Here is a 24,716-nt window from a genome sequence, read left to right as displayed (position 1 = left end):
CGCCGCCGTCAGCGTGGTCTTGCCGTGATCGACGTGACCGATCGTCCCGATGTTGACGTGCGGTTTCGTCCGTTCGAATTTTGCCTTTGCCATCGTGGCCTCCTGGTGACGGGCGGCGGCGACTCCGCCCCCTTGGGAAAGATCGCCGCGACTTATAAGGCGGTCATGGAAAAATCAAGCTCTGCGACCGCCGGGAGGACCCAGATGAGCCAGCCTGACCACAAGATTGACCCGCCGCGCCTGCTGCGGACCCTTTTCGACCGCGCCGTCGCCCGCGCCGATCCGATGGAGGTGGTTCCCGCCCATCTGCCGCCCCGCCCGGAAGGCCGGGTGGTGGTCGTCGGCGCCGGCAAGGCGAGCGCGCGGATGGCCGAGGCGGTGGAAAGCGCCTGGGGGCCGTGCGAGGGGCTGGTCATCACCCGCTACGGCCACGGGCGCCCGACGCAAGGGATCGAGATCGTCGAGGCATCGCACCCGGTTCCCGACGCGGCGGGAGCGGCCGCGACGGCGCGGATGCTCGACCTGCTTCGGGGCTTGGGCGAGGGGGATCTGGCGCTGGCGCTGATCTCGGGCGGGGCCTCGGCGCTGCTGGTCGCGCCTGCGGACGGGCTGACGCTGGAGGACAAGCGGCGCGTGAACGCGGCGCTGCTGGCCAGCGGGGCGCCCATCGACCGCATGAACGTGGTCCGCAAGCATCTGAGCCGGGTGAAGGGCGGCCAGCTTGCCGCCGCCGCCCATCCCGCGCGGATGCTGGCGCTGCTGATTTCGGACGTGCCGGGGGACGATCCGGCGTTCATCGGCTCGGGGCCGACTGTCGGCGATGGCTCGACGCCGGAGGATGCGCGGGCGGTGCTGGCGCGCTGGTCGGTGGCGGTGCCGGAGCCGGTGACGGCGGCGCTGGGGGCCGCCATGGGCGTGGTGCCGCCCGGCGATGCGCGGCTTGCGCTGGTGGAGAACCGCATCGTCGCCGCGCCCGCGCAGTCGCTGGAGGCGGCGGCGGAGCTGGCCCGCAGCGAGGGTTGCGAGGTCCGCATTCTCGGCGACCGGATCGAGGGCGAGGCGCGGGACGTCGCCGGGGATCACGCGGCGCTGGCGCTGCGCGAGCAGGCGGAACGCGCGGCCGGCTCGCCCCCGCTGCTGCTGCTGTCGGGGGGCGAGCTGACGGTGACGCAGCGGGGCGATGGGACCGGCGGGGGGACCGGCGGGCCGAATGCCGAATACGCGCTGGCGCTCGCGGTGGCGCTGGACGGCGCGCCGGGCATCCATGCGATCGCCTGCGATACCGACGGAGTCGATGGCGCGGCCGAGATTGCCGGGGCGGTGATCGGGCCCGATACGCTGGCGCGTGCGCGGGCGGCGGGGGTCGATCCGGGGCGGGCGCTGGACAGCAACGATGCGCACGGGTTCTTCGCGGCGGCGGGCGGGCAGGTCGTCACCGGCCCGACGCTCACCAACGTCAACGACTTCCGCGCCATCCTCATCGTGCCGGGCGGCTGAACCCCGCGCGGAACCGCCGCCGGGCGAGGGACGTTGCGGAGCCGACGGACCCCCGCCTCCAGCGGGCGGCCACATATCGGAGTGACACCATGTCCATGATGAAATCCCTCGCCAAGGTCGCGGCAGGCGTGATGCTGGCCAAGGGCATCGGCAACATGATGCAGCGGCAGCAGCAGCCCCAAGGGCGCGGCGGCCACTCGACCGGGGGCGGCATCCTGGGCGATCTGCTCGGCGGCAGCGGAAACACGCGGACCGGCGGCGGCGGCCTTGGCGACATGATCGGGCAGGTGCTGGGCGGCCGCACGGCGGCGAACCCCGGCACCGGGCGGCCCTATGGCGGGCAGACGGCGGGCGGCGCGTCCGGCGGGATCGGCGGGCTGATCGACGGCTATACCCGGCGCGCGGGCGGGCCGCCGACCGGAGCGTCGAGCGGCGGCGGCATCCTTGGCGGGGTGCTGGGCGGCGCGGCCGGCGGCATGCTGGGCGATCTGCTGCGCGGTCCGGCGCAGCGGGATTCGCAGCCCCGCAACGACGCCACCTTCGGCGAGGTCCTCAACGATGCGATGTCGCGCCAGGATGAGCCGAGCGTCACGCCCACGCCCGAGCAGAACGCCGTCGCCGGTCTGATGCTGAAAGCCATGATCCAGGCGGCCAAGGCGGATGGCGAGATCGACGAGGCCGAGCGCCAGCGGCTCATGGGCCAGCTTGGCAATCTGGACGCGCAGGAGCAGCAGTTCATCCGCGACCAGATGGCCGCGCCCGTGGACGCCCGCGCGCTGGCCCGCGAGGTGCCCGAGGGGCTGGAGCGGCAGGTCTACATGATGTCCGTCCTGGCGATCGACTTCGACCACGAGCATGAGGCGGTCTATCTGCGCGAGCTCGCCCAGGCGCTGGGGCTGCGGCAGGATGCGGTGGACGAGGTTCACGAGCAGATCGGGGTGAAGAACCTTTACAGCTGACGGGATTGCGCACCGGGGCGGCCGGGCGGGTCCGGCTTCACCGCTCCGGCGCCTCCGGCGGGGATACTTCGCCACCGAAGACGGCCGGTGTCATGAAATCGTTACGATTCAAGAAGGTGCGCAAAGTTTGACGCAAACGTGATCTGCACATGGCGCGGTTACGGGGCATGCTGCGCCTGCATCATAGCCATGGGAGCCGCATATGCGCCTGATCCTCGCCGCCGCCATCCTGCTCACCCCCGTTGCCGCGCTTGCCCAGGACGACGCGCAGCGCGACGCGCTCAAGGCCCGGCAGGGCTACATGACCGCGGTCGCCACGAACATGGGCCCGCTGGCCGCGATGGCCAAGGGCGATCTGGACTATGACGAGGCGCTGGCCACGTTCCACGCCCGGAACCTCGCCGCGCTCGGCAATTACGAGGTCGAGATGCATTTCCTGCCCGGCACCGCGCAGGGCGAGGTGGAGGGCAGCCACGCGCTTCCGGCGGCCTGGCAGAACCTCGACGACGTCCGCGCCAAGCACAATGATTTCACCGCCGCCGCCGCCGCCGCCCCCGAGGGCGTGAAAGGCGGGCGGGAGCAGGTGGCGGCCGTGGTCCAGAGCCTCGGCGGCACCTGCAAGGCCTGCCACGACCAGTATCGCGCGAAATGACCGGCGCGGGCGGAGAGCCCGTCAGGGTCCGGCTGTGGGACCCGCTTCTGCGGGTCTATCACTGGCTTCTGGCGTTCTTCGTGATCGCGGCATGGCTGCTGGGGCAGTTCGGCCCGCTGAACATGACGCTGCATTTCTGGTGCGGCTACATCGTCGGCGGGCTGCTGGTGTTCCGGCTGGTGTGGGGGCTGGGCGGCCCCAGGCCGGCCCGCTTCACCCATTTCGTCACCGGCCCGCGCAAGGTCATCGCCTATGGCCGGGGCATCTTCCGGCGCGAGCCGTCGCATTGGCCCGGCCACAACCCGCTGGGGGCGCTGTCGGTGATCGCCATGCTGCTGGTGCTTGTGGCGCAGGTCGTGACGGGGCTGATTTCCGACCCCGACGACTTCATCAATGTCGGGCCGCTGGCCGGTCAGGTGAGCCGCGCGACCTCCACCGCCGCCGTGGGCTGGCACAATCTGGGGACGTGGCTGATCCTGATCCTCGTGCTGCTGCACGTGGGGATGATCCTCTATTACCGCTTCTGGAAGCGCGAGGATCTGGTGCGGCCGATGATCACCGGCTGGAAGATGGTGCGCCGCGAGGACTGAGGCCGCTGACGGAAAAGGCCGCCCTGCAAGGCGGCCTCATGGTCAGTTGAAGCGGTTGTCGCGCGGGAACCCGCGCGGCGCCATCCGGCCGGCGCTCGCGCGCTTGCCGAGCCATTCGGTGAGGTCGGACTCGGTCCGGGTGCGGCCCGCCGGGTCCTGCCACGACAGGCCCACCGACAGGGTGATGAACTTCGCGTCCGCGAGGCCCCCGTCCTTGAACCGTTGCAGCCGCACGCCCTTGCCGCGCGACATCTCGGGCAGTTCGGCGATCGGGAACACCAGCAGCTTGCGGTTGTCGCCCACCACGGCCAGATGGTCGCCCGACACGCGGCGGATCAGCAACGCATCGCCGTTCAGCACCTGCTTGCCGGCGCGGGTCTGGGCGAGGATGTCGCCCGCGTTCACGATGAACCCGTCGCCCGCGCGGGACGCCATGAGGAACTGCGTATCATCGCGCCACGGGAACATGTCGATCACGGCGGCATCGTTGGGCAGGTCGATCATCAGCCGCAGCGGCTCTCCCTGCCCGCGCCCGCCGGGCAGGTTGTTGGCGGGCAGCGTGTAGAACCTTCCGTTCGCGCCGAAGATCACCAGCTTGTCGGTGGTTTCGGCGTGGAGCGCCATGAACGGCTCGTCCCCGTCGCGGAACTTCACCTCGGCGTCCAGCGGCTGGTGGCCCTTCATCGCGCGGATCCAGCCCATCTTGGACAGGATCACGGTCAGCGGCTCGCGCTCGATCATCGCGTCCATGTCGAGCGGCTGCACGTCCTCGGATTCGGTGATCTCGGTGCGGCGCAGGCCTTCGGGGGTGGACTTGCCGAAGAGGCCGCGCACTTCCTTGAGCTGCGCGGCGATGCGGGTCCACTGGCTGCCCTCGTCGGCCAGCATGGCGGACAGCGCGGCGCGTTCCTCGATCAGGCGGTCATGCTCGGCCCGAAGCTCGATCTCCTCCAGCCGGCGCAGCGCGCGCAGGCGCATGTTCAGGATCGCCTCGACCTGCACGTCGGACAGACCGAACTCGGCCATCATCACGGCCTTGGGGTCGTCCTCGTGTCGGATGATCTCGATCACCCGGTCGAGGTTCAGATAGGCGACGATGTAGCCCGCCAGCACCTCGAGCCGGGCCGCGATCTTCTCCAGCCGGAAGTTCGAGCGGCGGACCAGCACCTCGCGCCGGTGGTCGAGGAAGGCGCGAAGGACTTCCTTGAGCGAGCAGACCTTGGGCACGCGGCCGTCGATCAGCACGTTCATGTTGAGGCCGAAGCGGGTTTCCAGATCGCTGACCCGGAACAGGGCGGCCATCAGCTGCTCGGGGTCCACCTGACGGGTGCGGGGTTCCAGCACGATGCGGATGTCATCGGCGGATTCGTCGCGCACATCGGCGAGGATGGGGATCTTGCGGGTGTTGACCAGATCCGCCAGCCGCTCGATCAGCTTGGATTTCTGTACCTGATAGGGAATCTCGGTCACGATGATCTGCCACTGGCCGCGACCCAGATCCTCGCGGCTCCAGCGGGCGCGCAGGCGCAGGGAACCGCGCCCGGTGCGGTAAGCCTCGCGCAGCGTTTCCGGGCTTTCCACCAGCACGCCGCCGGTCGGGAAGTCGGGCCCCGGCATGATCGCCATCAGCGTGTCGTCGCGCGCGTCGGGCGACTTGATGAGATGCAGGCAGGCGTCGATCACCTCATGCAGGTTGTGGGGCGGGATGTTGGTCGCCATCCCCACGGCGATGCCGCTTGCGCCGTTGCAGAGCAGGTTCGGGAACGCCGCCGGCAGCACGACAGGTTCTTCCAGCGTGCCGTCGTAGTTCGGGCGGAAGTCCACCGCGTCCTCGGCCAGCCCGTCCATCAGCGCCTCGGCGGCAAGGGTCAGCCGCGCCTCGGTGTAGCGGCTGGCGGCGGGGCTGTCGCCGTCGATGGAGCCAAAGTTCCCCTGGCCGTTCACCAGCGGGTAGCGCATCGCGAAGGGCTGCGCCAAACGCGCCATCGCGTCATAGATCGCGCCGTCTCCGTGCGGGTGGTAGTTCCCCATCACGTCGCCGGAGATCTTGGCCGATTTGCGGAAGCCGCCGGTCGGCGACAGCCGCAATTCGCGCATCGCATAGAGGATGCGGCGGTGGACCGGCTTCAGCCCGTCGCGCGCATCCGGCAGCGCCCGGTGCATGATCGTGGACAGCGCATAGGTCAGGTAACGCTCGCCGATGGCGCGCGACAGCGGCTCGGCCGTCATGCGCGGCGCGTCATCTTCCGGCGGCAGGTCTTCGGGGGGCAGGTCGGGATCGTCGGGTGCGCTGGTCATCCGCGCGGAATAGGGGTTTCGCGCCGCGATGGAAAGTCGCGTCGGAAAGCTGTTGCGCAAATGTCGCTGCCTGAAAAACAGGCATCAATCCCGCGTGACGGGGGGAACAGGGTTGTCACACCAGCGTTGCCTTTCGTAATGACCAATCCGGCAAACGGAGGTTGCCCGGCCGAGCAGCGGGCAAGAAGGCAGATGTTCAGGTTGTTGATGATCACCATGTCGGCGCTGTTCGTGGCGCTGGCCCTGCTGGGTTCCGGCGGGGCGGGCGGCGGCGCGAATGTCGCCGGCCTCGGCCCGGCGGCGGTGATGATCCCGCTGGACCGCTTCACCGGACAGCGCGTCGTCGTTCCCACCTGGGCGGAGGTCGTGCAGGACGTGCCGGTCTGGTCGGGTCCGTCGCTGGAATCGCTGGTGGTCGGCAATCTCGTGGAAGGGCAGGAGGTCCGCACCATCCGCGGCATGTGGGACCGGCCCGCGCAGGGCTGGGCCGCCGTGATCCTGCCGCAGTTCACGGGCTATGTCCCGACCAGCGCCATCAACCCGGTCTGAGCCCGCGTGCCCACCGTCCTGATCACCGGCTGTTCGTCCGGCATCGGCCTCGACGCCGCCCGCACCATGACGGCGCGCGGCTGGACGGTCCTCGCCACCTGCCGCAAGCCCGAGGATCTGGCCGCGCGCGAGGCCGAGGGGATGATCCCCGTCCCGCTGGATCTGGCCGATCCGCAATCGGTGGCGGACGCGGCGGACCTTGCGCTGTCCCACGGCCCCGTCGATGCGCTGGTGAACAACGCCGCCTTCGCCCTGCCCGGCGCGGTGGAGGATCTGCCGCGCGACGGGCTGCGGGCGATCTTCGAGGTCAACCTCTTCGGCACCCACGACCTGACCTGCCGGATGATCCCGCATTTCCGGGCGAACGGCGCGGGGCGAATCGTCAATGTCAGTTCTGTCCTGGGCCTCGTCGGCATCCCCTGGCGCGGGGCCTACAGCGCGACGAAGTTCGCGCTGGAAGGCCTCACCGACGTGCTGCGGCTGGAAATGGAGGACACGCCGATCCGCGTCATCCTGATCGAGCCGGGGCCGATCACCAGCCGCATCCGCGTCAACGCGATCCCCCATTTCGAGCGGTGGATCGACTGGGAGAACAGCCCTCGGGTCGAGCAATACCGCCGCAGCCTGCTCAAGCGGCTCTACGAGCCATCCGGCAAGGACCGGTTCGAGCTGCCCCCGTCCGCCGTCAGCGCCCGGCTGGTCCACGCGCTGGAAAGCCCCGCGCCCCGTGCCCGCTACGGGGTCACGGCCGCGACGCGGATCTCTGCCGCCGGCAAGCGGATGCTGCCCACGCGCGCACTGGACTGGTTCGCCCGGCGGAGCTAGGATCGCACCCCTGAAAGGCGGTGCCTCATGCCCGACATGATCCTTTTCCTGCTGATCGTCCTTGCGCTGCTCGCCACCACGGCGGTGCTGATGACCGGCCTCGGCGGCTTTGCCCGCGGGGGCGAGTTCAACCGCCGCAACGGCAACAAGCTGATGCGCTGGCGGATCATCGCGCAAGCGATCTCGATCGCGCTGATCCTGGCGTTCGTGGCGCTGCGGGGCGGCGGCTGATGGTCGTCCTGAACCGCATCTACACCCGCACCGGCGACAAGGGCGACACCGCCCTGTCGAACGGCGCCCGCGTTCCCAAGCATTCCGCGCGAGTCGAGGCTTACGGCTCGGTGGACGAGCTGAACGCGACGCTGGGCCTGTGCCGGCTGGTGGCGGAAGGCAACATGGCCGAGCGGCTAGCGGTGATCCAGAACGAGCTGTTCGACCTCGGCGCCGATCTTGCGCGGCCCGACATGGCCGCCGACGACGCTGCCGGCTATCCGGTGCTGCGGATGATCCAGAGCCAGGTGGACCGGCTGGAAGCCGAGATGGACGAGATGAACGCGGACCTGTCGCCCCTGCGCAGCTTCATCCTGCCGGGCGGCTCGGCGCTGGCCGCGCATCTGCATCTGGCCCGCACCGTGGCGCGGCGGGCGGAGCGCCGCGCGACCGAGCTGGCAGTCGAGGGTGACGCCAACCCCGCCGCGATCCGCTATCTCAACCGCCTGTCCGACTGGCTGTTCATCGCCGCGCGCGTCGCGAATGCGGGCGGGCAGGGCGATATCCTGTGGGTTCCGGGCGCCTCGCGCTAGGCGCGGCAGGGGTTTGGTGCAGTTGCAGCAAAATTACGCTGTAAAACCCCGGACCACCCGGCTATCTGAGGCAGCGATATTGGTGACGCTACTCAAGGGAGAGAGACCGATGAAGGTTCTCGTGCCAGTCAAGCGCGTGATCGACTTTAACGTGAAGGCCCGCGTGAAGGCGGACGGATCTGGTGTCGATCTGGCGAACGTGAAGATGTCGATGAACCCCTTCGACGAGATCGCGGTCGAAGAGGCGATCCGGCTGAAGGAAAAGGGCGTCGCGACCGAGATCGTCGTCGTGTCCATCGGCGTCAAGCAGGCGGCCGAGACGATCCGCACCGCGCTCGCCATGGGCGCGGATCGCGGCATCCTCGTGCAGGCCGCCGATGACGTGCATCAGGACATCGAGCCGCTGGCCGTCGCCAAGCTGCTGAAAGCCGTGATCGACGAGGAACAGCCGCAGCTGGTGATCGCCGGCAAGCAGGCGATCGACAACGACATGAACGCGACCGGGCAGATGCTCGCGGCGCTGCTCGGTTGGGGTCAGGCGACGCAGGCCGGCAGGATCGAGGTCGAGGGCGACACCGCCAAGGTCACGCGCGAGGTCGATGGGGGCCTTCAGACCGTCGCCGTGAAGCTGCCGGCCATCGTCACCGCCGACCTGCGGCTGAACGAGCCGCGCTATGCCTCGCTCCCGAATATCATGAAGGCGAAGAAGAAGCCGTTGGAGGAGAAGACCGCCGCCGATTACGGCGTCGATGTCTCGCCGCGGCTGACGGTGGTGAAGACCGCCGAGCCCGAGGGGCGCAAGGCGGGGGTGAAGGTCGCCTCGGTCGATGAGCTGGTGTCGAAACTGAAAGCCGCGGGGGTGATCTGATGGCTGTGCTGCTGCTGGCCGAGATGGCCGAAAACGGGCTGAACCTGGACGCGACAGCGAAGGCCGTGACCGCGGTCGCGCCGCTGGGTGACGTGACGGTTCTGGTCGCGGGCGAGGGCGCGAAAGCCGCCGCCGACGAGGCCGCGACGATCGACGGCGTGTCGAAGGTGCTGGTGGCCGAGGGCGAGACCTACGCCCACCGCCTGGCCGAGCCGATGGCCGCGCTGGTGGTCGAGCTTGCGCCGCAATTCTCGCACATCGCCGCGCCGGGCACGACCGATGCGCGCAACGTCCTGCCCCGCGCCGCCGCGCTGCTGGACGTGATGGTGATCCCGGAGGTCAGCAAGATCGTCGATGCGGACACGTTCGAACGTTCGGCCTTCACCTCGGCCGCCGTGCAGACGGTGAAATCGTCGGACAAGGTCAAGGTCTTCACCGTCCGCATCGCCAGCTTCGACGCGGCGGGCCAGGGCGGTTCGGCGTCGGTCGAAACCGCGCCCTCGGCGGCCGACCCCGGCCTGACGAGCTGGGTTTCCGACGAGGTGGCGCATTCCGACCGGCCCGAGCTGACCTCGGCCAAGCGGATCGTCTCGGGCGGCCGGGCGATGGGGTCCAAGGAGAACTTCGACCTGATCGAGAAACTGGCCGACAAGCTGGGCGCCGCCGTCGGGGCAAGCCGCGCGGCGGTCGATTCGGGCTATGCGCCGAACGACTGGCAGGTGGGCCAGACCGGCAAGGTGGTCGCCCCGGATCTCTATATCGCCGCCGGCATCTCGGGCGCGATCCAGCATCTCGCGGGGATGAAGGACAGCAAGGTGATCGTGGCGATCAACAAGGACGAGGAAGCGCCGATCTTCCAGGTCGCCGATTACGGGCTGGTGGGCGACGTGTTCACCGTCCTGCCGGAACTGACCGAGAAGATCTGAGGCTTGCGGAAACAACCAGCCGCCCGCCGTCGCGCGGGCGGCTTCTGCATTGAGGCGGCAGGCGATTCTGCTATGTTCGCGCCGACACGCGAAAAGGATGGAATATGGCGGTTCAGTCGGTTGGGATTGTCGGTGCGGGGCAGATGGGCAACGGCATCGCGCATGTGTTCGCGCTGGCCGGTTATGACGTGCTGATGACCGACATCAGCGAGGACGCCATCCAGAAGGCGCTGACGCTGATCGACAGGAACCTCGAACGCCAGGTCAGCCGCGGCAAGATCCAGGCCGAGGACAAGGCCGCCGCCCTCGGCCGCATCGGCACGACGACCGACATCACCGAGTTGGGCCAGTGCGATCTGGTGATCGAGGCCGCGACCGAACGTGAGGAGATCAAGCAGAAGATCTTCGACCAGCTTCTGCCGCATCTGAAGCCCGACACGATCCTGACCTCGAACACCTCGTCGATCTCCATCACCCGGCTGGCGAGCCGGACCGACCGGCCCGAGAAGTTCATGGGTTTCCACTTCATGAACCCCGTGCCGGTGATGCAGCTGGTCGAACTGATCCGCGGCATCGCCACCGACGAGCCGACCTATCGCACCCTCTGCGAGGTGGTCGAGAAGCTGGGCAAGACCAGCGCCAGCGCCGAGGATTTCCCGGCCTTCATCGTCAACCGCATCCTGATGCCGATGATCAACGAGGCGGTCTATACGCTCTACGAGGGCGTGGGTTCGGTCAAATCCATCGACGAATCGATGAAGCTGGGCGCGAATCATCCGATGGGGCCGCTGGAGCTGGCCGACTTCATCGGGCTGGATACCTGCCTGTCGATCATGAACGTGCTGCACGAGGGGCTGGCGGATACGAAATACCGCCCCTGCCCGCTGCTGACGAAATACGTCGAAGCCGGCTGGCTGGGCCGCAAGACCGGGCGCGGCTTCTACGACTATCGCGGCGAGGAGCCGGTGCCGACCCGCTGACGCCTCACAGCGTCAGGGTCATCCCATCCTCGGCGGTCTCGAACCCGATTCCGGCCCGTTCCGCCAGCACCTCTTCGCCCATATGGGTCAGGATCACCCGCTTCGCGCCGGCGCGGGGCAGGTTCTGGCGCAGCGTCTCCGCGTCCAGATGGAAGCGGCCCTGCGGCTTGAGAAAGCTGCATTCGCAGATCAGCAGGTCTGCGTCCCGGCCAAGACCGATCAGCGCCTCGGTCCATTCGGTGTCGCCGGTATAGGCGAGCGTCCGGCCGCCCTGCTCGAACCGATAGCCGAGAAAGGGGCCGTTCGCGTCCTTGCCGTGCCGGACGCGGGTCGCCGTGACGCGGACGCCGTTCACCTTTCGCGGGGTTTCCGGCGCGATTTCCTCCAGCCGGATCTCGAAGCCGCGGTCGGCCGTGGCGGAGCTTTGGAACGCCGCCCGCATGGCCGTGCCGAACTGCGCCGAAAGCCCTTCGGGGCCGACGATGGTCAGCGGCTTCTTGCGTTTCAACAGCTGCTGCGCGTCCAGCACGAAGAACGGCAGTCCCATGAAGTGATCGGCGTGGAAATGGGTCACGAAGATCGTGCGGATGGCCTCGCGGTCGATCCCCGCCCGCTTGAGCGCGACCAGCGACGTTGCGCCGCAATCGATCAGGAACGGCGGCGCATCGCCTGCGATGTGAAAGCAGGTGTTGAAGCGCCCACCGCTGCCCATGGCGTCTCCGCAGCCGACGAAGGTGATCTGCATGGCCGAAATCCCTTTGCCGCCCAACGCGCGCCACGGCGGGGCGGTTGCGGGAAGGTGACGGAACGGACGGGCGCGGCTATGGTTGATGCAGTCGGCGCGATCCGCGCCGCGGGGGTTCTGCCGTGACCGCGCATCTGACCAGCCCGACCCTGTCCGCCATTCCCGTCCCGGCAGAGGTCCGCCTGCTCGGCCTCTCCACCGCGCTGCCGCCCCATGTGCTGCGGCAGAGAGATGTCGTGTCCCGCGCCCGCGAGCTGCTGGCCCCGCGCTATCCGCAGTTCGAGCGGATCGTCGCGGCCTTCGAGAACGCGGGCATCGACCAGCGCGGGTCGGTCGTGCCGCTGGAATGGTTCGGCCAGCCGCATGGCTGGAAGGCCCGCAACGACGCCTTTCTGGCGGGGGCGGATGCGCTGTTCCGCGACGCGGCGGGGCGGGCGCTCGCCGCCGCCGGACTGCCGGCCAAGGCGATCGACGCGATCGTCACCGTCTCCTCGACCGGCATCGCCACCCCCACGCTGGAGGCTCGCGCCGCCCGCGACATGGGTTTCCGCGCCGACGTGCTGCGGGTGCCGGTGTTCGGCCTCGGCTGCGCGGGCGGGGTGAGCGGGCTCGCCATCGCGCGGGAACTCGCGGCGGCGCGGCCGGGAACGCGGGTGCTGATGGTCGCCGTGGAGACCTGCACGCTGCTGTTCCGCATGGACCGGCTGGACAAGGCCGACATCATCGCCACGGCGCTGTTCGGCGACGGTGCGGCTGCGGCGGTGCTGGGCTCGGGCGAGGGGACGGGGCCGCTGGTCGGGCGCGGGGTGCAGCATATGTGGCCCGAAACGCTCGAGATCATGGGGTGGGACGTGGACGATCTGGGGCTGGGGGTGATCTTCGACCGCTCGATTCCGGGCTTCGCCGCCGCCAACCTCGGCGCCGCCTATGCGGCGATGGCCCCCGCGCTGGGGGCGGAGCCGGTGCAGCGGATGGTCTGCCACCCCGGCGGCGCCAAGGTCGTCACCGCCATCGAGGACGCGCTGGCGCTGCCCCCCGGCACGCTGGACGCCGAGCGCGAGGTGCTGCGGATCGCGGGCAACATGTCCTCGCCCACCGTGCTGTTCGTGCTTCAGCAGGTGCTGGCCCGAAACCCCGGCGGCAGGCTGATGCTGTCGGCGCTGGGTCCGGGCTTCACCCTGTCGCTGCTGCCGCTGGACGTCTGAGGCATGGCGGCGGCGCTGTTCATCGCCTTCCTGATCGTCCAGCGCCTTGCCGAACTGGCGCTGGCCCGCCGCAACACACGGCGGCTGCTGGCTCGCGGCGCGGTGGAACATGGGGCCGGGCACTACCCGCTGATCGTCGCGCTGCACGCCGGCTGGCTTGCTGCCATCGCCATCTTCGGCTGGGGACAGCCGGTCCATCCCGGCTGGCTGGCCGGCTTCACGATCCTGCAAGCCTTCCGGGTCTGGATCATCGCCACGCTCGGCCCGCGCTGGACGACTCGGATCATCGCGCTGGACGTGCCGTTGGTGAAGCGCGGCCCGTTCCGCGTCCTGCGCCACCCGAACTACACGCTCGTCGTGCTGGAAATCGCCGTCGCGCCGATGGTGCTGGGGCTGACGGGGGTGGCGCTGCTGTTCTCGATCCTCAACGCCGCCGTGCTCAGCGTCCGGCTGCGGGCCGAAAACCGGGCGCTCTACCCCTGACGGCGGCCGATCCGCGGCTCGGTCCCGGCCATGAGGCGCTGGATGTTGGCGCGATGGCGGATGAAGATCAGCGCCGCCATGAAGGCCAGCACCAGCGCCAGCATCGGCAGGCCGAAGACCCACGCCATGACCGGCGCCCCCGTGGCCGCCACCAGCGCCGAGAGCGACGAGATCCGCGTGAGCGCCGCCGTCGCCAGCCATAACGCGCAGGCGATCAGCCCCACCGGCCAGAACAGCGCCAGAACCGTGCCGAGGAACGTCGCGACCCCCTTGCCGCCCCTGAACCCCAGCCAGACCGGGAACAGATGCCCGAGGAACGCGGCGGCCCCGGCGGCCAGCGCCGCATCCTCGCCGCCCAGCCAGCGGGCCAGCAGCACCGCGATGGCGCCCTTGCCGCTGTCCATCAGCAGCGTCGCCAGCGCCGCGCCCTTGTGGCCGGTGCGCAGCACGTTGGTCGCGCCGATATTGCCCGAGCCGATCTGGCGCAGATCGCCCAGACCCAGCGCGCGGGTGATGACGACGCCGAACGGGACCGAGCCCAGCAGATAGCCCATCACGGCCCAAAGCAGGGCGGTCATGCGCCCACCTCTGCCCGGACCTCGGCGGCGTCCGCCCCGCCCCTGCCATAGACCTGCCGCCCGCCGACCCAGGTGCCCAGCACCCGCCCCTCCATCCGGGCGCCGTCGAAAGGCGTGTTCTTGGACTTCGAGCGCAGGGTGAAGCGGTCCAGCACGAAGGGCGCGTGCGGATCGAACAGGACCAGATCGGCGGGTGCGCCGACCGCCAGCCGCCCGCCGGGCAGGCCCAGCCGGTCCGCCGGGTTCAGCGACATCGCCCGCCACAGCCGGGGCAGGGACACGCCGCCCTGATGGAACAGCCGCATCGCGGCGGGCAGCAGCGTCTCCAGCCCGACTGCGCCGGGTGCTGCGACCTCGAAGGGCAGGCGCTTCACCTCCTCGTCCTGCGGGGTGTGGAAGCTGCCGATCACGTCGATGGTGCCGTCGGCCACCGCCTCGACCAGCGCCAGCCGATCATCCTCGGACCGCAAGGGCGGGGTCAGCCGGAAGAAGGTGCGATAATCGCCCACGTCGAACTCGTTGAGCGTCAGATGGTGGATCGAGGTGCCCGCCGTCACGTCCAGCCCCGCCGCCCGCGCCCGGTCCAGCACCGGCAGCGCGGCCGCCGTGGTGATCTGGTCGGCGTGCCAGCGAACGCCCGTGGCCTCCACCAGCGCCAGGTCCCGCTCCAGCCCCATCCGCTCCGCCAGCGGCGAAACGGCGGGGATGCCGTAAAGCGAGGCGAACTTGCCGCCGGTCGCCGCCGCCCCGCGCGAAAGCCCCGCATCCTGCGGATGGCCCACGATCAGCGCGCCGAGGCCCCGTGCATAGGTCATGCAGCGGGCCAGCAGCTTGGTGCTCTCGACCACCCGCACGCCATCGGTGAAGGCCACCGCGCCCGCGTCCTGTAGGAAACCCAACTCGACCATCTCGCGCCCCTCGCGGCCGCGCGTCAGCGCCGCCTGATGGCGGATGCGGACCGGCTGCTCGGCGGCGCGGCGGGTCACGAACTCCAGCGACTCGGGCGTGTCGATCGGGGGCAGGGTGTCGGGCCGGGCGACGATGGTGGTGACCCCCCCAGCCAGCGCCGACAGCGCCGCGCTGCGCATGGATTCCTTGTGCCGCTCGCCCGGCTCGCCGATCTTGACGCCCCAGTCCACGATTCCCGGCGCCAGATACCTGCCGCCGCAATCGACCACCGTCGCCCCCGCCGGCGCGTCGTCATCCTGGGCCGAGATCACGCCGTCCTGCACCGTCAGGCTGCCGGGCCCGTCGGTCAGCGCCTCGGGATCGATCAGCCGGGCATTGGTGAAATGCAGGATCATGAAAGCGCCCCGGCTTCTTTCTGGTTCAAATACCCATGCGGCCGCGCCGCCCGAACGAACGGCTCAGACATGGACGCCCCCCTCGGCCGCCTTCGCCCCACGCTCGGCCCGCAGGTTCCGGGCCAGCAGGTCCATGGCGGCCATGCGGACGGCGACACCCATCTCGACCTGGTCCTGGATGACGGATCGGTTGATGTCGTCCGCGATGGTGCCGTCGATCTCGACCCCCCGGTTCATCGGCCCCGGATGCATGACGATCGCGTCGGGCTTGGCCAGCGCCAGCTTTTCGGCGTCCAGCCCCCAGCGGTGATAGTATTCCCGCTCGGACGGGATGAAGCCGCCGTCCATGCGCTCCTTCTGAAGCCGCAGCATCATCACCACGTCGGCGTCCCGCAGCCCCTCGCGCATGTCCTCGCAGATCTCGCAGCCCCAGTCCGCCGCGCCCGAGGGCATCAGCGTCGCCGGGCCGACCAGCCGCAGGCGGCTTTCCATCTTGCCCAGCAGGATCATGTTGGACCGGGCGACGCGGCTGTGAGCGATGTCGCCGCAGATCGCCACCGTCAGCCGGTGCAGCCGCCCCTTGGCGCGGCGGATCGTGAGCGCGTCCAGCAGCGCCTGCGTCGGATGCTCGTGCCGCCCGTCGCCCGCGTTCACGACCGCGCAGTTCACCTTTTCGGCCAGCAGGTTCACCGCGCCGGAATGGGGGTGCCGCACCACCAGCAGGTCGGGCTGCATCGCGTTCAGCGTCAGCGCGGTGTCGATCAGCGTCTCGCCCTTCTTCACCGAGGACTGCGCGACGGCCATGTTCATCACGTCCGCGCCCAGCCGCTTGCCGGCCAGCTCGAAGCTGGACTGGGTGCGGGTGGACGCCTCGAAGAACAGGTTGATCTGGGTCAGCCCCTCCAGCGCGTCGCCGTGCTTCATCGTGCGGCGGTTCAGCGCGACATAGGTTTCGGCGAGGTCGAGAAGGGTGGTGATCTCGTCCGGGGCAAGCTGCTCGACGCCGAGAAGGTGACGGGCACGGAACGTCATGGGGGCCTCCGCTGGATGCGGGGCCTGTATCGCAAGATCGGCGGCGCGGGGCAAGAACCCGGCGCGGGGAAGGTCAGGCGCGCCCGGCGGTCGAGGACAGCATCACCGGGTCGATCCCCAGCGATTTCAGCGCGATCTGCCATTTATGCTCGTTGTCGGCGCCGAACAGGATGTCGTCGCTGGCCTCGGCGGTCAGCCAGCCGTTGGCCAGCATCTCCTGCTCGAGCTGCCCGGCGTCCCAGCCCGCATAGCCCAGCGACAGCACCGCGTCGTCCGGCCCGCGCCCACGGGCGAGGTCTTCGAGGATGTCGCGGGTCGTCGCCATGGCAAGGTCGCTGTCACCGATCCGCATCCGCCCTTCCGGCTCGTCCTCGGGGCGCACGCCCCTGGCGCGGTGCAGCACGAAGCCGCGCCCCGGCTCGACCGGGCCGCCGAAATGCACGGGGACGTCGCGGGCGTCGGCGGTCGGCTCGATCTCCAATTGTTTCAGCAGGTCGCCGAACTCCAGCCCGGTCAGGGGCCGGTTGACGACCAGCCCCATCGCGCCCTCGTCGCCATGGGCGCAGATCAGCACCACGGAGCGGGCGAAGCGCGGGTCGCTCATGCCGGGCATCGCGATCAGGACCTTGCCGGTCAGCGAGTCTGTGTTGTTCATGTGCCTACCTCTCCCGTCCAAGATCGGCATCGCGCCGCCGCCGCGCAAGGGCGTGGCGAAGTTGTGACTTCACCTGCGGGCCGCAGGACCCTAGATCGAAAGGATGAACGCGAAAGCCCTGATCCCGGTTCTTCTGTGCGCGGCGGCCCTGGGCCATGCAGGCGCGGCCCATGCGAGCGAGAGCCATGTCGGCGAGCCGCCGCCGCCGGGGCTGACCTCGGCCGAGCTGCTGCCGGTCCAGACCGCGCCCGACGGAAGCCGCATGACCGCGTTGCGGCTGGTGCTGGAGCCGGGGTGGAAGACCTATTGGCGCAGCCCCGGCGACAGCGGCGTGCCGCCCGAGTTCGACTGGTCCGGTTCGGCCAACCTGGCGGGCGCGCAGCCGCTCTGGCCGCGCCCCGAGGTGATCGATTCGGGCGGCGAGCGGACGCTGGGCTACCATGACGAGCTGCTGCTGCCGATCCGGCTGACCCCGCAGGCGGCGGGCGAGCCGGTGGCGCTGGACGTGAGGCTGAACTTCGGCCTTTGCGAGGATGTCTGCGTGCCCGCGCGGGTCCGGCTGGCCGCGGCGCCCGAGGGGGACGGGTTCGACCCGCGCATCGCCGAGGCGCTGGCGCGGGTTCCGGCAGCGGGCGAAGGGGCGCTGACCTGCCACGTGACCGACATCGCGGACGGGGTGCAGGTCGCCGCCACGATCCCCGAGGCCGGGGCGGGCGCGGCGGCGGCGATGGAGTTGATGCAGGACGGGATCTGGGTCTCGCAGGCCGAACTGACCGAGCAGGGCGGGCAGGTGACGGCGGTCGCCGATTTCGTCGCGCCGAGCGGCAAGCCGTTTCCGCTGGATACGGACAAGCTGCGGGTCACGCTGATCTCGGCCGGCGGCGCGGTGGAATATCGGGGTTGTGCCGAGACGGTTTCGGGCTGAGCCGTCGTAAGGCCGAGAGCGTCAGGCTGACAGCCGCGCCGCGATTTCCAGCAGGTCGGCCCACGCATCGCGCTTGGCGGCGGGGGTGCGCAACAGATAGCTCGGATGCGTCATCGGCATGGCGGGGCGGCCCCAGGCCGTGGCCCATTTGCCCCGCATCCGCAGCACGCCCTGCCGCCCCAGCGCGGCCTGGCAGGCGGCGTTGCCCATCAGGATCAGCAGATCGGGGGCGGCAAGCTCGACATGGCGGGCGAGGAAGGGGCGCATCGCGTCGATCTCGGCCGGCAGCGGCGCACGGTTGCCCGGCGGGCGCCACGTCAGGACGTTGGTGATGTAGACCGCCCGTTCGGCGTCCACCGCGTCGCGGGCAAGGCCGATCGCGTCCAGCATCCGGTCGAGCAACTGCCCGGCTCGGCCGACGAACGGGCGGCCCATCCGGTCCTCGTCCTCGCCCGGCGCCTCGCCCACGATCATCACCCGCGCGGCGGGGTTGCCGTCTGCAAAGACGAAGCTGCGGGCGCCCTTGCGGATGTCGAGCCCGTCGAAGCTTTCCACCGCCGCCGCAAGCTGCTCAAGCGTTTCCGCGCGGGAAGCCAGCGCGGCGGCGCGGGCGGGCAGGTCGTCGGTGTCGCTTTCGGACGCGGTTTGGGGCGCCGTCTGGGGGCCAGTCCGGGGCGCGGCTGCCGGGACCGGCGCGGCGGGCGCGGGCGCGCGCGCGGCTTCGGCATAGCGGTCCACGGGCGTGTCGAGCATCGGCTCGTCCACCCCCATCTCGCGCTGCCAGTCGAGCAGCGCGAGCGCGGTTTCCGCGTCCAGCGCGAATCCTCTCCAGATCGGGTCTGCGGTCATGGCGGCAGGATAAGCAGCGCGGGCGGCGGCACAAGCAGGGAGGGGCGCTGCGGCCTATCGCGGCGCGGCGGCGCGGCGCAGGCGGTCGTTGATGGCAAGGCCCAGCCCCTCGTCGGGGACCCGCGCCACGGCGATCGGGCGGCCCAGCCGGTCGGCCTGCCGCAGCACGTCGAACAGCCGGGCCGCGGCCTCGGTCGTGTCGGCGCGGGGCGACAGGGTCAGCGGGCCGGGGCCGAAGGCGATGAAGGTCTCTCCCTCGCGCGGCGCGTCCGCGTTCAGCCGCAGGGGGGCGTTCGGGGCGTAGTGGCTGGACAGCTGTCCCGGCGCGTCCGGCGCGGCAAGCTCGCCGGGCTGCGCGAGCGGACCGATCACCGCCTCGATGGCGTCCACCGGAACCCCGCCGGGCCGCAGCAGCGTCGCGCGGCCTTCGCGCCAGCCGACGATTGTGGATTCCAGCCCGACCGGGCAGGCGCCGCCGTCCAGAACCGCCGCGATGCGGCCGTCGAGGCCGCCATCCGGGTCCAGCACATGCGCCGCCGTCGTCGGGCTGATCCGCCCCGAGACGTTGGCCGAGGGCGCGGCGAGCGGCCCGCCGAAGCGGCGCAGCAGCGCCCGCGCCACCGGATGCGCGGGGACCCGCAGCGCCACCGTCTCCAGCCCCGCCGTGACAAGCGAGGCGATGCCGGCCGCCTCGCGCAGCGGCACCACCAGCGTCAGCGCACCCGGCCACAGCGCCGCCAATTGCCGCGCCTCGTCCCCGAACACGCCGATCCGCCCGGCGGCTTCCCTGTCGGCCACATGCACGATCAGCGGGTTGAAGCTGGGCCGCCCCTTGGCAGCATAGATCCGCGCGACGGCTTCGGCGTTCCGGGCATTGCCGGCGAGGCCATAGACCGTCTCGGTCGGGACCGCGACCACCTCGCCCGCCGTAAGCAGCCGGGCGGCGCGGCCGATGCCGTCTTCGTCGGGGTTGAGGCGTTCCGTCTGCATGAATGGCCCTGGTGGCACTTGACGTGGGGTCGCGGCTTGCACACCAAGCGGGCGCATCTACTCTGTCGCGGAGCGACGAGTGATAGGCGCGCCGCAGGATATTGCCAAGGCGCAAGGGGGAAAAGAATGGCTTACCAGGTACCGGTCGAGGACATCACGTTCATCCTGCGCAACCTCCTGCCGTTCGAGCAGATCGCTGGCACCGAGCGGTTCGCCGAAGCGACCGGCGACACCGTGGACGCCATTCTGACCGAAGCCGGGCGCATGTCCTCGGAAGTGCTGGCGCCGCTGAACCGGGCGGGCGATCTGAAGGGCGCGGCGCTGGAAAACGGCGCGGTGCGGTCCTCGCCCGGCTTCGATCAGGGCTTCCGCGCCATCGCCGAGGGCGGCTGGATCGGGCTGTCCGCCAACCCCGAATATGGCGGCGCGGGGCTGCCGCAGACGCTGAACATGGCGGTGGCCGAGATGATGGCGGGGGCGTGCCTGTCGCTGCAGCTCAACCCGCTGCTGACCCAGGGCCAAATCGAGGCGCTGGAGCATCACGCCAGTGACGAGATGAAGGCGCTGTATCTGCCCAAGCTGATTTCCGGCGAGTGGTCCGGCACGATGAACCTGACCGAACCCGGCGCGGGCTCGGACGTCGGCGCGCTGACGACCAGGGCGGAACGGGCGGATGACGGCAGCTACCGCATCACCGGGCAGAAGATCTTCATCACCTGGGGCGACAGCGACGTGACGGAAAACGTCTGCCACGCGGTGCTGGCCCGCCTGCCCGATGGCGGGGCAGGGACCAGGGGCATCAGCCTGTTCATGGTGCCGAAATACCTGCCCGACGAGAACGGCAAGCCCGGCGTCGCCAACAGCCTGCGGGTCGTCAGCCTGGAACACAAGCTGGGCATCCACGGCAGCCCCACCTGCGTGATGAGCTTCGAGGGCGCGACCGGCTGGCTGATCGGCGAGGAACACAAGGGCATGGCGTCGATGTTCACGATGATGAACGCGGCCCGCCTCGGCGTCGGCGTGCAGGGCGTCGCGCTGGCCGAGGCCGCGTTGCAGCAGGCCGCCGCCTATGCGGCCGAGCGCGACCAGATGGGGCCGATCATCCGCCATGCCGACGTGCGCCGGATGCTGGCGACCTCGCGGGCCGAGGTGTTCGCCGCCCGCGCCATCTGCCTGTCCTGCGCCGCTGCGCTGGACATGGCGCGGGCGACGGGCGACGACGAATGGGCCGCCCGCGCCGCGCTGCTGACCCCGATCGCCAAGGCGCACGGCACCGATGTCGGCTGCCGCGTGGCCGACACCGGGGTGCAGGTCCACGGCGGCATGGGCTTCATCGAGGAGACCGGCGCGGCCCAGTATCTGCGCGACGTGCGGATCACGCCCATCTACGAAGGCACCAACGGGATTCAGGCGATGGACCTTGTGGGCCGCAAGATGATGGACGGGGGCGAGGCCGCGATGCGCCTGCTGGACGAGGTGATGGACGGGGTGCAGGCCGCGCAATCCGCGCTGCCCGACCTTGCCGCGCCCGTCTGGGACGCGGCCGAGGCGCTGCGCGAGGCGACCTCGGCGCTGGTCGAGACGGGAATGCAGGACCGCTTCGCCGGCGCGGTGCCGTATCTCGACGCCTTCGCCCGCGTGCTGGGCGCAAGCTATCACCTGACCGCGGCGATGGCCGGGGACGACGCCCGCAAGGCGCTGGCCCGGATCTACATCACCCGCATCCTGCCCCGCTATGCCGCCGATCTGGCCGAGGCGAAGGCGGGGGTCGCGGATCTCGACGCGGTGCCGGACGCCGCGTTCTCGGGCACGGCGGCGTGACGATCCACCACCCGTGGACCGATGCCCCGGCTGACGGCGAGGCTGTGGAGATCGCGCCGGACGTCCTGTGGATGCGCCTGCCGCTGCCGATGCGGCTGAACCACGTGAACTCCTACGCCTTCCGTGACGCGGAAGGCTGGACGGTCGTCGATACCGGCTTCGACACCCCCCGCGCCCGCGCGGCGTGGCAGGCGCTGCTGGACGGCCCTCTTTCCGGGGCGCCCGTGGTGCGGGTGATCGCGACGCACCACCACTCGGACCATATCGGCCTTGCCGGTTGGCTGATGACGCGCGGGGCCGAGCTGTGGACCAGCCGGGCAAGCTGGCTCATGGCGCGGATGCTGTGGCTGGACGTGCAGGAACAGGCGACGCCGCAGCAGGAAGCGTTCTGGCGACGCGCCGGAATGCCGGCGGACAAGCTGGCGGCGCGGATGGCCGAGCGGCCGTGGAACGCCTCGGACAACGCCCATCCGCTGCCGCCGGGCTTTGTCCGGCTGACCGAGGGGCAGGAGGTCCGTTTCGGCGGCCGCGACTGGCGGGTGGTGCTGGGCGAGGGTCACGCGCCCGAGCAGGTGACGCTCTGGTCGCAGGATGACGACCTGGTGATCGGCGCCGACCAGATCCTGCCGGGCATCTCGCCCAATCTCGGCGTCTATCCGAACGAGCCCGACGCCGATCCCGTGACCGGCTGGCTGGAAAGCTGCGCGACGCTGGCCGCGCTGGCCGAGGACCGCCATCTCGTCCTGCCCGGCCACAAGCTGCCCTTCCGGGGCCTTCCCGCGCGGCTTTCGGCGATGACCGAGAATCACGAATCGGCCCTGACCCGGCTGGCGGAGGATCTGCGGCGCGCGCCCCGCACCGCGGTCGGCTGCTTCGACCTGCTGTTCCGGCGCCGGATCGAGGATGCCGTCTTCGGCCTCGCGGTGGTCGAGGCGGTCGCCCATATCAACTGCCTGCGCCAGCGTGGCCTGATCGCGCCGGTGGGGCGGACAAAGGACGGCGGAACGCTGTGGGGGGCGTGACAGCCCGGTTCATTCGGGTTAGCACATCCGCAACGCACCAAGGACACGACCGGAGGAGGACGCCGATGGCCACGACCCACGATACCGCCCGCAACGCCCACGCGCAGGACATGCGCAACGATGCCGCCGGCACGGTGGACGCCACCAACCACAAGCGCACCTTCGACGGGTTCGTGAAATTCCTGGCGTGGAACGTCGCCGCCATTGCGGTCGTGCTGATCTTCCTGGCGCTGGCCAACTCCTGAGAGGGACCGCGGCGACCGGGCGGCCACAGCCCGGCGTCGGAATCGAGGGGCTGAACCATCATGCACCGGCGTTCCTTCATCGCGCTCGCGCTGCCGGCCGTGCTTGCCGCCTGCGGCGCTGACAACCGATGGGCCGGCGACGAGGCCGTGCGCGCCGCCCGGTTCGTGTCGGACGAGCCGCCGTCGATCACGCTTTACACCGTCATCGGCATCCAGCGTGGTGAGGGGGCCCATTCCGCGCTGATGATCAACGGCAGCCAGCGGGTGATCTTCGATCCCGCGGGAAGCTGGCAGCATCCCCATATCCCCGAACGCGGCGACGTGCTTTACGGGATCACCGACAACTTCAAACGCTTCTATATCGACTACCACGCGCGGCAGACCTACTGGGTCGCCGAGGACCGCGTGATGGTCACGCGCGAGGTGGCCGACATGGCGATCCGCGCGGCCGAGGCGAACGGGGCCGCCAACAAGTCCTTCTGCGCCGTGGCGACCTCGTCGGTGCTGCGGCAGGTGCCGGGCTTTCAGGGCGCGCCGGGCGGGTTCAGCCCGCTCAAGCTGCGGGACTGGTTCCTGACGCTGCCGGGCGTCGTCTCGCATCGCTGGATGGACGGAGATCCGGCCAACAACCACGACGTGCTGCTGCGCCAGAAGAACGGCACGATCGAAGGGTATGTGAACGGCCAGCTCAGGTCCGAACGGATCGCTCAGGCGAGATAGGTTCCCAGCCCCAGCACGACCCCTCCGGCAAGGATGGCGGCCAGCGTGTTGCGGGTCAGCAGCCCCACGACGATCGTCGCGGCGGCGGCGCCCAGCCGCGCCGGATCGGGCCGCCCGCCCGTCGCCGCGGGCCACATCACCATCGGCGCGATCAGCGCGGGCAGCACCGACACGGCGGTATAGCGCAGCAGCCGCTGCGCCCAGAGCGGGAAAGGACGGTTGCCCATCGCGCCGAGGAACGACCAGCGCAGCAGGAACGTGCCGATCCCCAGCACGACGATGATGAACCAGATGGTCGGGATCGAGTAGCTCATCGTCCTGCCCTTTTCACCGGATAGTTCAGGCGGTTGGCCCGACGGGCGGTCAGCGTCTCCACCCACGCGCCCACGGCCATGCCGAGCGGCGCGGCGATCAGCAGGCCGCTGCCGCTCGGCAGCCCGGCCAGCGCCAGCGCCAGCAGGATCGACGCCGCCGCCGCCGCCAGATGGGCCAGCGTCCGCAGCATCGGCGCGACCATCGACAGAAAGGTGATCGGCACCGCGAAATCCAGCGGCCATGCGGCGGGAATGAAGTTCCCCGCCGTCGCGCCGAGATAGGTGAACAGGAACCACGGCGGGCAGAGCACCAGCGAGGCGCCGAAGAAATGCGCGACCTTCTGCCGGGTGGAAAGCCCCGGATGCGCCTCGGCGTTCTGGATCGCCATCGCGTAGCCCTGATCGACGAGGCAATAGGCGATCAGCGCCCGCTCCCACGGCTTCGCGTCCCCGAAATGCGGGACCAGCGAGGCGGAATACATCGCCATCCGAAGGTTCACCGCCAAGGCCGAGGCGAGGATCAGCAGCACCGGCGCGTTCTGCGCCATCAGCTCCATCGCGGCGAATTGCGAGGCACCCGCCAGCACGACGATGGAAAAGCCCATCGTCTCGACCACCCGCATCCCCGCCGCCTGCGCGACGACCCCGAACAGCATCCCGAACGGAATCAGCACGAGCAGGAACGGCAGGGCCTGGACCATGCCCCGGCGGAACGCCTGCGGGGGAGTTTCGGAAAGCGCCGGATCGGGGCCGCCGCGAGAGGAACGGCGCGCGGGGGAAGGAGAAGCGGACATGGAAAGGGGCGGCCTGAAAGGAAAATCCGGCGGCCACCATAGGGCGTTGTCTCGCAGGCACAAGCGGGGGTGCCTAGGGTGGATTCG

At 70.2% G+C, this 24,716-nt stretch carries 29 protein-coding genes; 18 read left to right on the top strand and 11 right to left on the bottom strand.

Annotated features, from left to right (window positions below; genetic code table 11):
* Positions 1-93, bottom strand: a 93-nt coding sequence (locus KTN05_RS02930; protein ID WP_023878051.1) for a GTP-binding protein, incomplete at its 3' end; no start/stop codon positions are given.
* 111 nt (positions 94-204) lie between these two features.
* Between KTN05_RS02930 and KTN05_RS02925 the strand changes: the two genes are divergently transcribed.
* From KTN05_RS02925 to KTN05_RS02910, 4 genes are all read left to right on the top strand, one after another.
* Complete coding sequence (locus KTN05_RS02925) at positions 205-1,497, top strand: glycerate kinase (RefSeq protein WP_217327866.1); 1,293 nt, start codon at positions 205-207, stop codon at positions 1,495-1,497.
* 89 nt (positions 1,498-1,586) lie between these two features.
* Positions 1,587-2,456 (top strand): tellurite resistance TerB family protein, encoded by an 870-nt coding sequence (locus tag KTN05_RS02920; RefSeq protein WP_217327865.1) that lies wholly within the window; start codon positions 1,587-1,589, stop codon positions 2,454-2,456.
* A 202-nt stretch (positions 2,457-2,658) separates the two neighbouring features.
* Positions 2,659-3,108, top strand: coding sequence for a cytochrome c (locus KTN05_RS02915; RefSeq protein WP_217327864.1), 450 nt, complete (start codon positions 2,659-2,661; stop codon positions 3,106-3,108).
* Positions 3,105-3,698, top strand: coding sequence for a cytochrome b/b6 domain-containing protein (locus KTN05_RS02910; RefSeq protein ID WP_217327863.1), 594 nt, complete (start codon positions 3,105-3,107; stop codon positions 3,696-3,698). The genes KTN05_RS02915 and KTN05_RS02910 overlap by 4 nt, the downstream gene beginning before the upstream one ends.
* A 42-nt stretch (positions 3,699-3,740) precedes the next feature.
* Here KTN05_RS02910 and parC read toward each other — a convergent pair whose 3' ends face one another.
* On the bottom strand, positions 3,741-5,996 hold the full coding sequence (gene parC, locus KTN05_RS02905; RefSeq protein WP_217327862.1) for a DNA topoisomerase IV subunit A: 2,256 nt from the start codon (positions 5,994-5,996) through the stop codon (positions 3,741-3,743).
* Between the two features lie 192 nt (positions 5,997-6,188).
* On the opposite strand from parC, the gene KTN05_RS02900 reads away from it, so the two are divergent.
* From KTN05_RS02900 to KTN05_RS02870, 7 genes are all read left to right on the top strand, one after another.
* Positions 6,189-6,545: a hypothetical protein gene (locus KTN05_RS02900; RefSeq protein ID WP_217327861.1), complete on the top strand. Its 357-nt coding sequence runs from the start codon at positions 6,189-6,191 to the stop codon at positions 6,543-6,545.
* Between the two features lie 6 nt (positions 6,546-6,551).
* Positions 6,552-7,370 (top strand): SDR family NAD(P)-dependent oxidoreductase, encoded by an 819-nt coding sequence (locus tag KTN05_RS02895; RefSeq protein WP_217327860.1) that lies wholly within the window; start codon positions 6,552-6,554, stop codon positions 7,368-7,370.
* A gap of 27 nt (positions 7,371-7,397) precedes the next feature.
* Complete coding sequence (locus tag KTN05_RS02890; RefSeq protein ID WP_217327859.1) at positions 7,398-7,601, top strand: twin transmembrane helix small protein; 204 nt, start codon at positions 7,398-7,400, stop codon at positions 7,599-7,601.
* Positions 7,601-8,173, top strand: coding sequence for a cob(I)yrinic acid a,c-diamide adenosyltransferase (locus KTN05_RS02885; RefSeq protein ID WP_217327858.1), 573 nt, complete (start codon positions 7,601-7,603; stop codon positions 8,171-8,173). Before KTN05_RS02890 ends, KTN05_RS02885 begins: the two co-directional genes overlap by 1 nt.
* Positions 8,174-8,282: 109 nt before the next feature.
* A complete protein-coding gene (locus KTN05_RS02880; protein ID WP_217327857.1) occupies positions 8,283-9,041 on the top strand; it encodes an electron transfer flavoprotein subunit beta/FixA family protein in 759 nt (252 codons plus the stop codon).
* The gene (locus KTN05_RS02875; RefSeq protein WP_217327856.1) at positions 9,041-9,967 is read left to right on the top strand and encodes an electron transfer flavoprotein subunit alpha/FixB family protein; all 927 of its coding nucleotides are present in this window, start codon (positions 9,041-9,043) and stop codon (positions 9,965-9,967) included. Before KTN05_RS02880 ends, KTN05_RS02875 begins: the two co-directional genes overlap by 1 nt.
* A 104-nt stretch (positions 9,968-10,071) precedes the next feature.
* Positions 10,072-10,947 carry a 3-hydroxybutyryl-CoA dehydrogenase gene (locus KTN05_RS02870; RefSeq protein ID WP_217327855.1) on the top strand — a complete coding sequence of 292 codons (876 nt, stop codon included), beginning with the start codon at positions 10,072-10,074 and terminating at the stop codon, positions 10,945-10,947.
* Between the two features lie 4 nt (positions 10,948-10,951).
* On the opposite strand, the gene KTN05_RS02865 is transcribed toward KTN05_RS02870, so the two are convergent.
* Complete coding sequence (locus tag KTN05_RS02865) at positions 10,952-11,692, bottom strand: MBL fold metallo-hydrolase (protein WP_217327854.1); 741 nt, start codon at positions 11,690-11,692, stop codon at positions 10,952-10,954.
* Positions 11,693-11,814: 122 nt separating this feature from the next.
* On the opposite strand from KTN05_RS02865, the gene KTN05_RS02860 reads away from it, so the two are divergent.
* Together KTN05_RS02860 and KTN05_RS02855 are read left to right on the top strand one after the other, a co-directional pair.
* Positions 11,815-12,897, top strand: coding sequence for a type III polyketide synthase (locus tag KTN05_RS02860; protein WP_371823257.1), 1,083 nt, complete (start codon positions 11,815-11,817; stop codon positions 12,895-12,897).
* Between the two features lie 3 nt (positions 12,898-12,900).
* Positions 12,901-13,380 (top strand): isoprenylcysteine carboxyl methyltransferase family protein, encoded by a 480-nt coding sequence (locus KTN05_RS02855; RefSeq protein WP_217327853.1) that lies wholly within the window; start codon positions 12,901-12,903, stop codon positions 13,378-13,380.
* Here KTN05_RS02855 and plsY read toward each other — a convergent pair.
* The 4 genes from plsY to KTN05_RS02835 all read right to left on the bottom strand — a co-directional run bounded on the left by plsY (position 13,371) and on the right by KTN05_RS02835 (position 16,949).
* Entirely contained in the window at positions 13,371-13,958 is a 588-nt protein-coding gene (gene plsY, locus KTN05_RS02850; protein ID WP_217327852.1) for a glycerol-3-phosphate 1-O-acyltransferase PlsY, read from the bottom strand. The genes KTN05_RS02855 and plsY overlap by 10 nt on opposite strands.
* The gene (pyrC, locus tag KTN05_RS02845) at positions 13,955-15,262 is read right to left on the bottom strand and encodes a dihydroorotase (RefSeq protein ID WP_217327851.1); all 1,308 of its coding nucleotides are present in this window, start codon (positions 15,260-15,262) and stop codon (positions 13,955-13,957) included. The genes plsY and pyrC overlap by 4 nt, the downstream gene beginning before the upstream one ends.
* Before the next feature lie 63 nt (positions 15,263-15,325).
* Positions 15,326-16,294: an aspartate carbamoyltransferase catalytic subunit gene (locus tag KTN05_RS02840; protein WP_217327850.1), complete on the bottom strand. Its 969-nt coding sequence runs from the start codon at positions 16,292-16,294 to the stop codon at positions 15,326-15,328.
* A gap of 73 nt (positions 16,295-16,367) precedes the next feature.
* Positions 16,368-16,949 (bottom strand): YqgE/AlgH family protein, encoded by a 582-nt coding sequence (locus KTN05_RS02835; protein WP_217327849.1) that lies wholly within the window; start codon positions 16,947-16,949, stop codon positions 16,368-16,370.
* A 103-nt stretch (positions 16,950-17,052) separates the two neighbouring features.
* Here KTN05_RS02835 and KTN05_RS02830 point away from each other — a divergent pair, with 103 nt between their 5' ends.
* Positions 17,053-17,874, top strand: a complete 822-nt coding sequence (locus tag KTN05_RS02830) for a protein-disulfide reductase DsbD domain-containing protein (protein WP_217327848.1) — start codon at positions 17,053-17,055, stop codon at positions 17,872-17,874.
* 21 nt (positions 17,875-17,895) lie between these two features.
* On the opposite strand, the gene KTN05_RS02825 is transcribed toward KTN05_RS02830, so the two are convergent.
* Both KTN05_RS02825 and KTN05_RS02820 read right to left on the bottom strand, forming a co-directional pair.
* The gene (locus KTN05_RS02825; protein ID WP_217327847.1) at positions 17,896-18,723 is read right to left on the bottom strand and encodes a uracil-DNA glycosylase family protein; all 828 of its coding nucleotides are present in this window, start codon (positions 18,721-18,723) and stop codon (positions 17,896-17,898) included.
* 54 nt (positions 18,724-18,777) lie between these two features.
* Entirely contained in the window at positions 18,778-19,713 is a 936-nt protein-coding gene (locus KTN05_RS02820) for an L-threonylcarbamoyladenylate synthase (protein WP_217327846.1), read from the bottom strand.
* A gap of 126 nt (positions 19,714-19,839) precedes the next feature.
* On the opposite strand from KTN05_RS02820, the gene KTN05_RS02815 reads away from it, so the two are divergent.
* From KTN05_RS02815 to KTN05_RS02800, 4 genes are all read left to right on the top strand, one after another.
* On the top strand, positions 19,840-21,534 hold the full coding sequence (locus KTN05_RS02815; protein ID WP_217327845.1) for an acyl-CoA dehydrogenase: 1,695 nt from the start codon (positions 19,840-19,842) through the stop codon (positions 21,532-21,534).
* Complete coding sequence (locus KTN05_RS02810; RefSeq protein ID WP_371823256.1) at positions 21,531-22,556, top strand: MBL fold metallo-hydrolase; 1,026 nt, start codon at positions 21,531-21,533, stop codon at positions 22,554-22,556. The genes KTN05_RS02815 and KTN05_RS02810 overlap by 4 nt, the downstream gene beginning before the upstream one ends.
* Before the next feature lie 65 nt (positions 22,557-22,621).
* Positions 22,622-22,801: an aa3-type cytochrome c oxidase subunit IV gene (locus KTN05_RS02805; RefSeq protein WP_254367925.1), complete on the top strand. Its 180-nt coding sequence runs from the start codon at positions 22,622-22,624 to the stop codon at positions 22,799-22,801.
* 60 nt (positions 22,802-22,861) lie between these two features.
* Positions 22,862-23,521, top strand: coding sequence for a hypothetical protein (locus KTN05_RS02800; protein WP_217327844.1), 660 nt, complete (start codon positions 22,862-22,864; stop codon positions 23,519-23,521).
* Here the strand turns inward: KTN05_RS02800 and KTN05_RS02795 are convergent.
* Both KTN05_RS02795 and KTN05_RS02790 read right to left on the bottom strand, forming a co-directional pair.
* Entirely contained in the window at positions 23,509-23,835 is a 327-nt protein-coding gene (locus KTN05_RS02795; RefSeq protein ID WP_217327843.1) for an AzlD domain-containing protein, read from the bottom strand. The genes KTN05_RS02800 and KTN05_RS02795 overlap by 13 nt on opposite strands.
* Positions 23,832-24,536, bottom strand: coding sequence for an AzlC family ABC transporter permease (locus KTN05_RS02790; RefSeq protein ID WP_254367924.1), 705 nt, complete (start codon positions 24,534-24,536; stop codon positions 23,832-23,834). Before KTN05_RS02790 ends, KTN05_RS02795 begins: the two co-directional genes overlap by 4 nt.
* Positions 24,537-24,716 lie beyond the last annotated feature (180 nt).

The sequence above is a fragment of the Paracoccus sp. Z118 genome, from assembly GCF_019061185.1.
Classification (GTDB): domain Bacteria; phylum Pseudomonadota; class Alphaproteobacteria; order Rhodobacterales; family Rhodobacteraceae; genus Paracoccus.
This window is presented reverse-complemented; position numbering and strand designations above follow the sequence as displayed.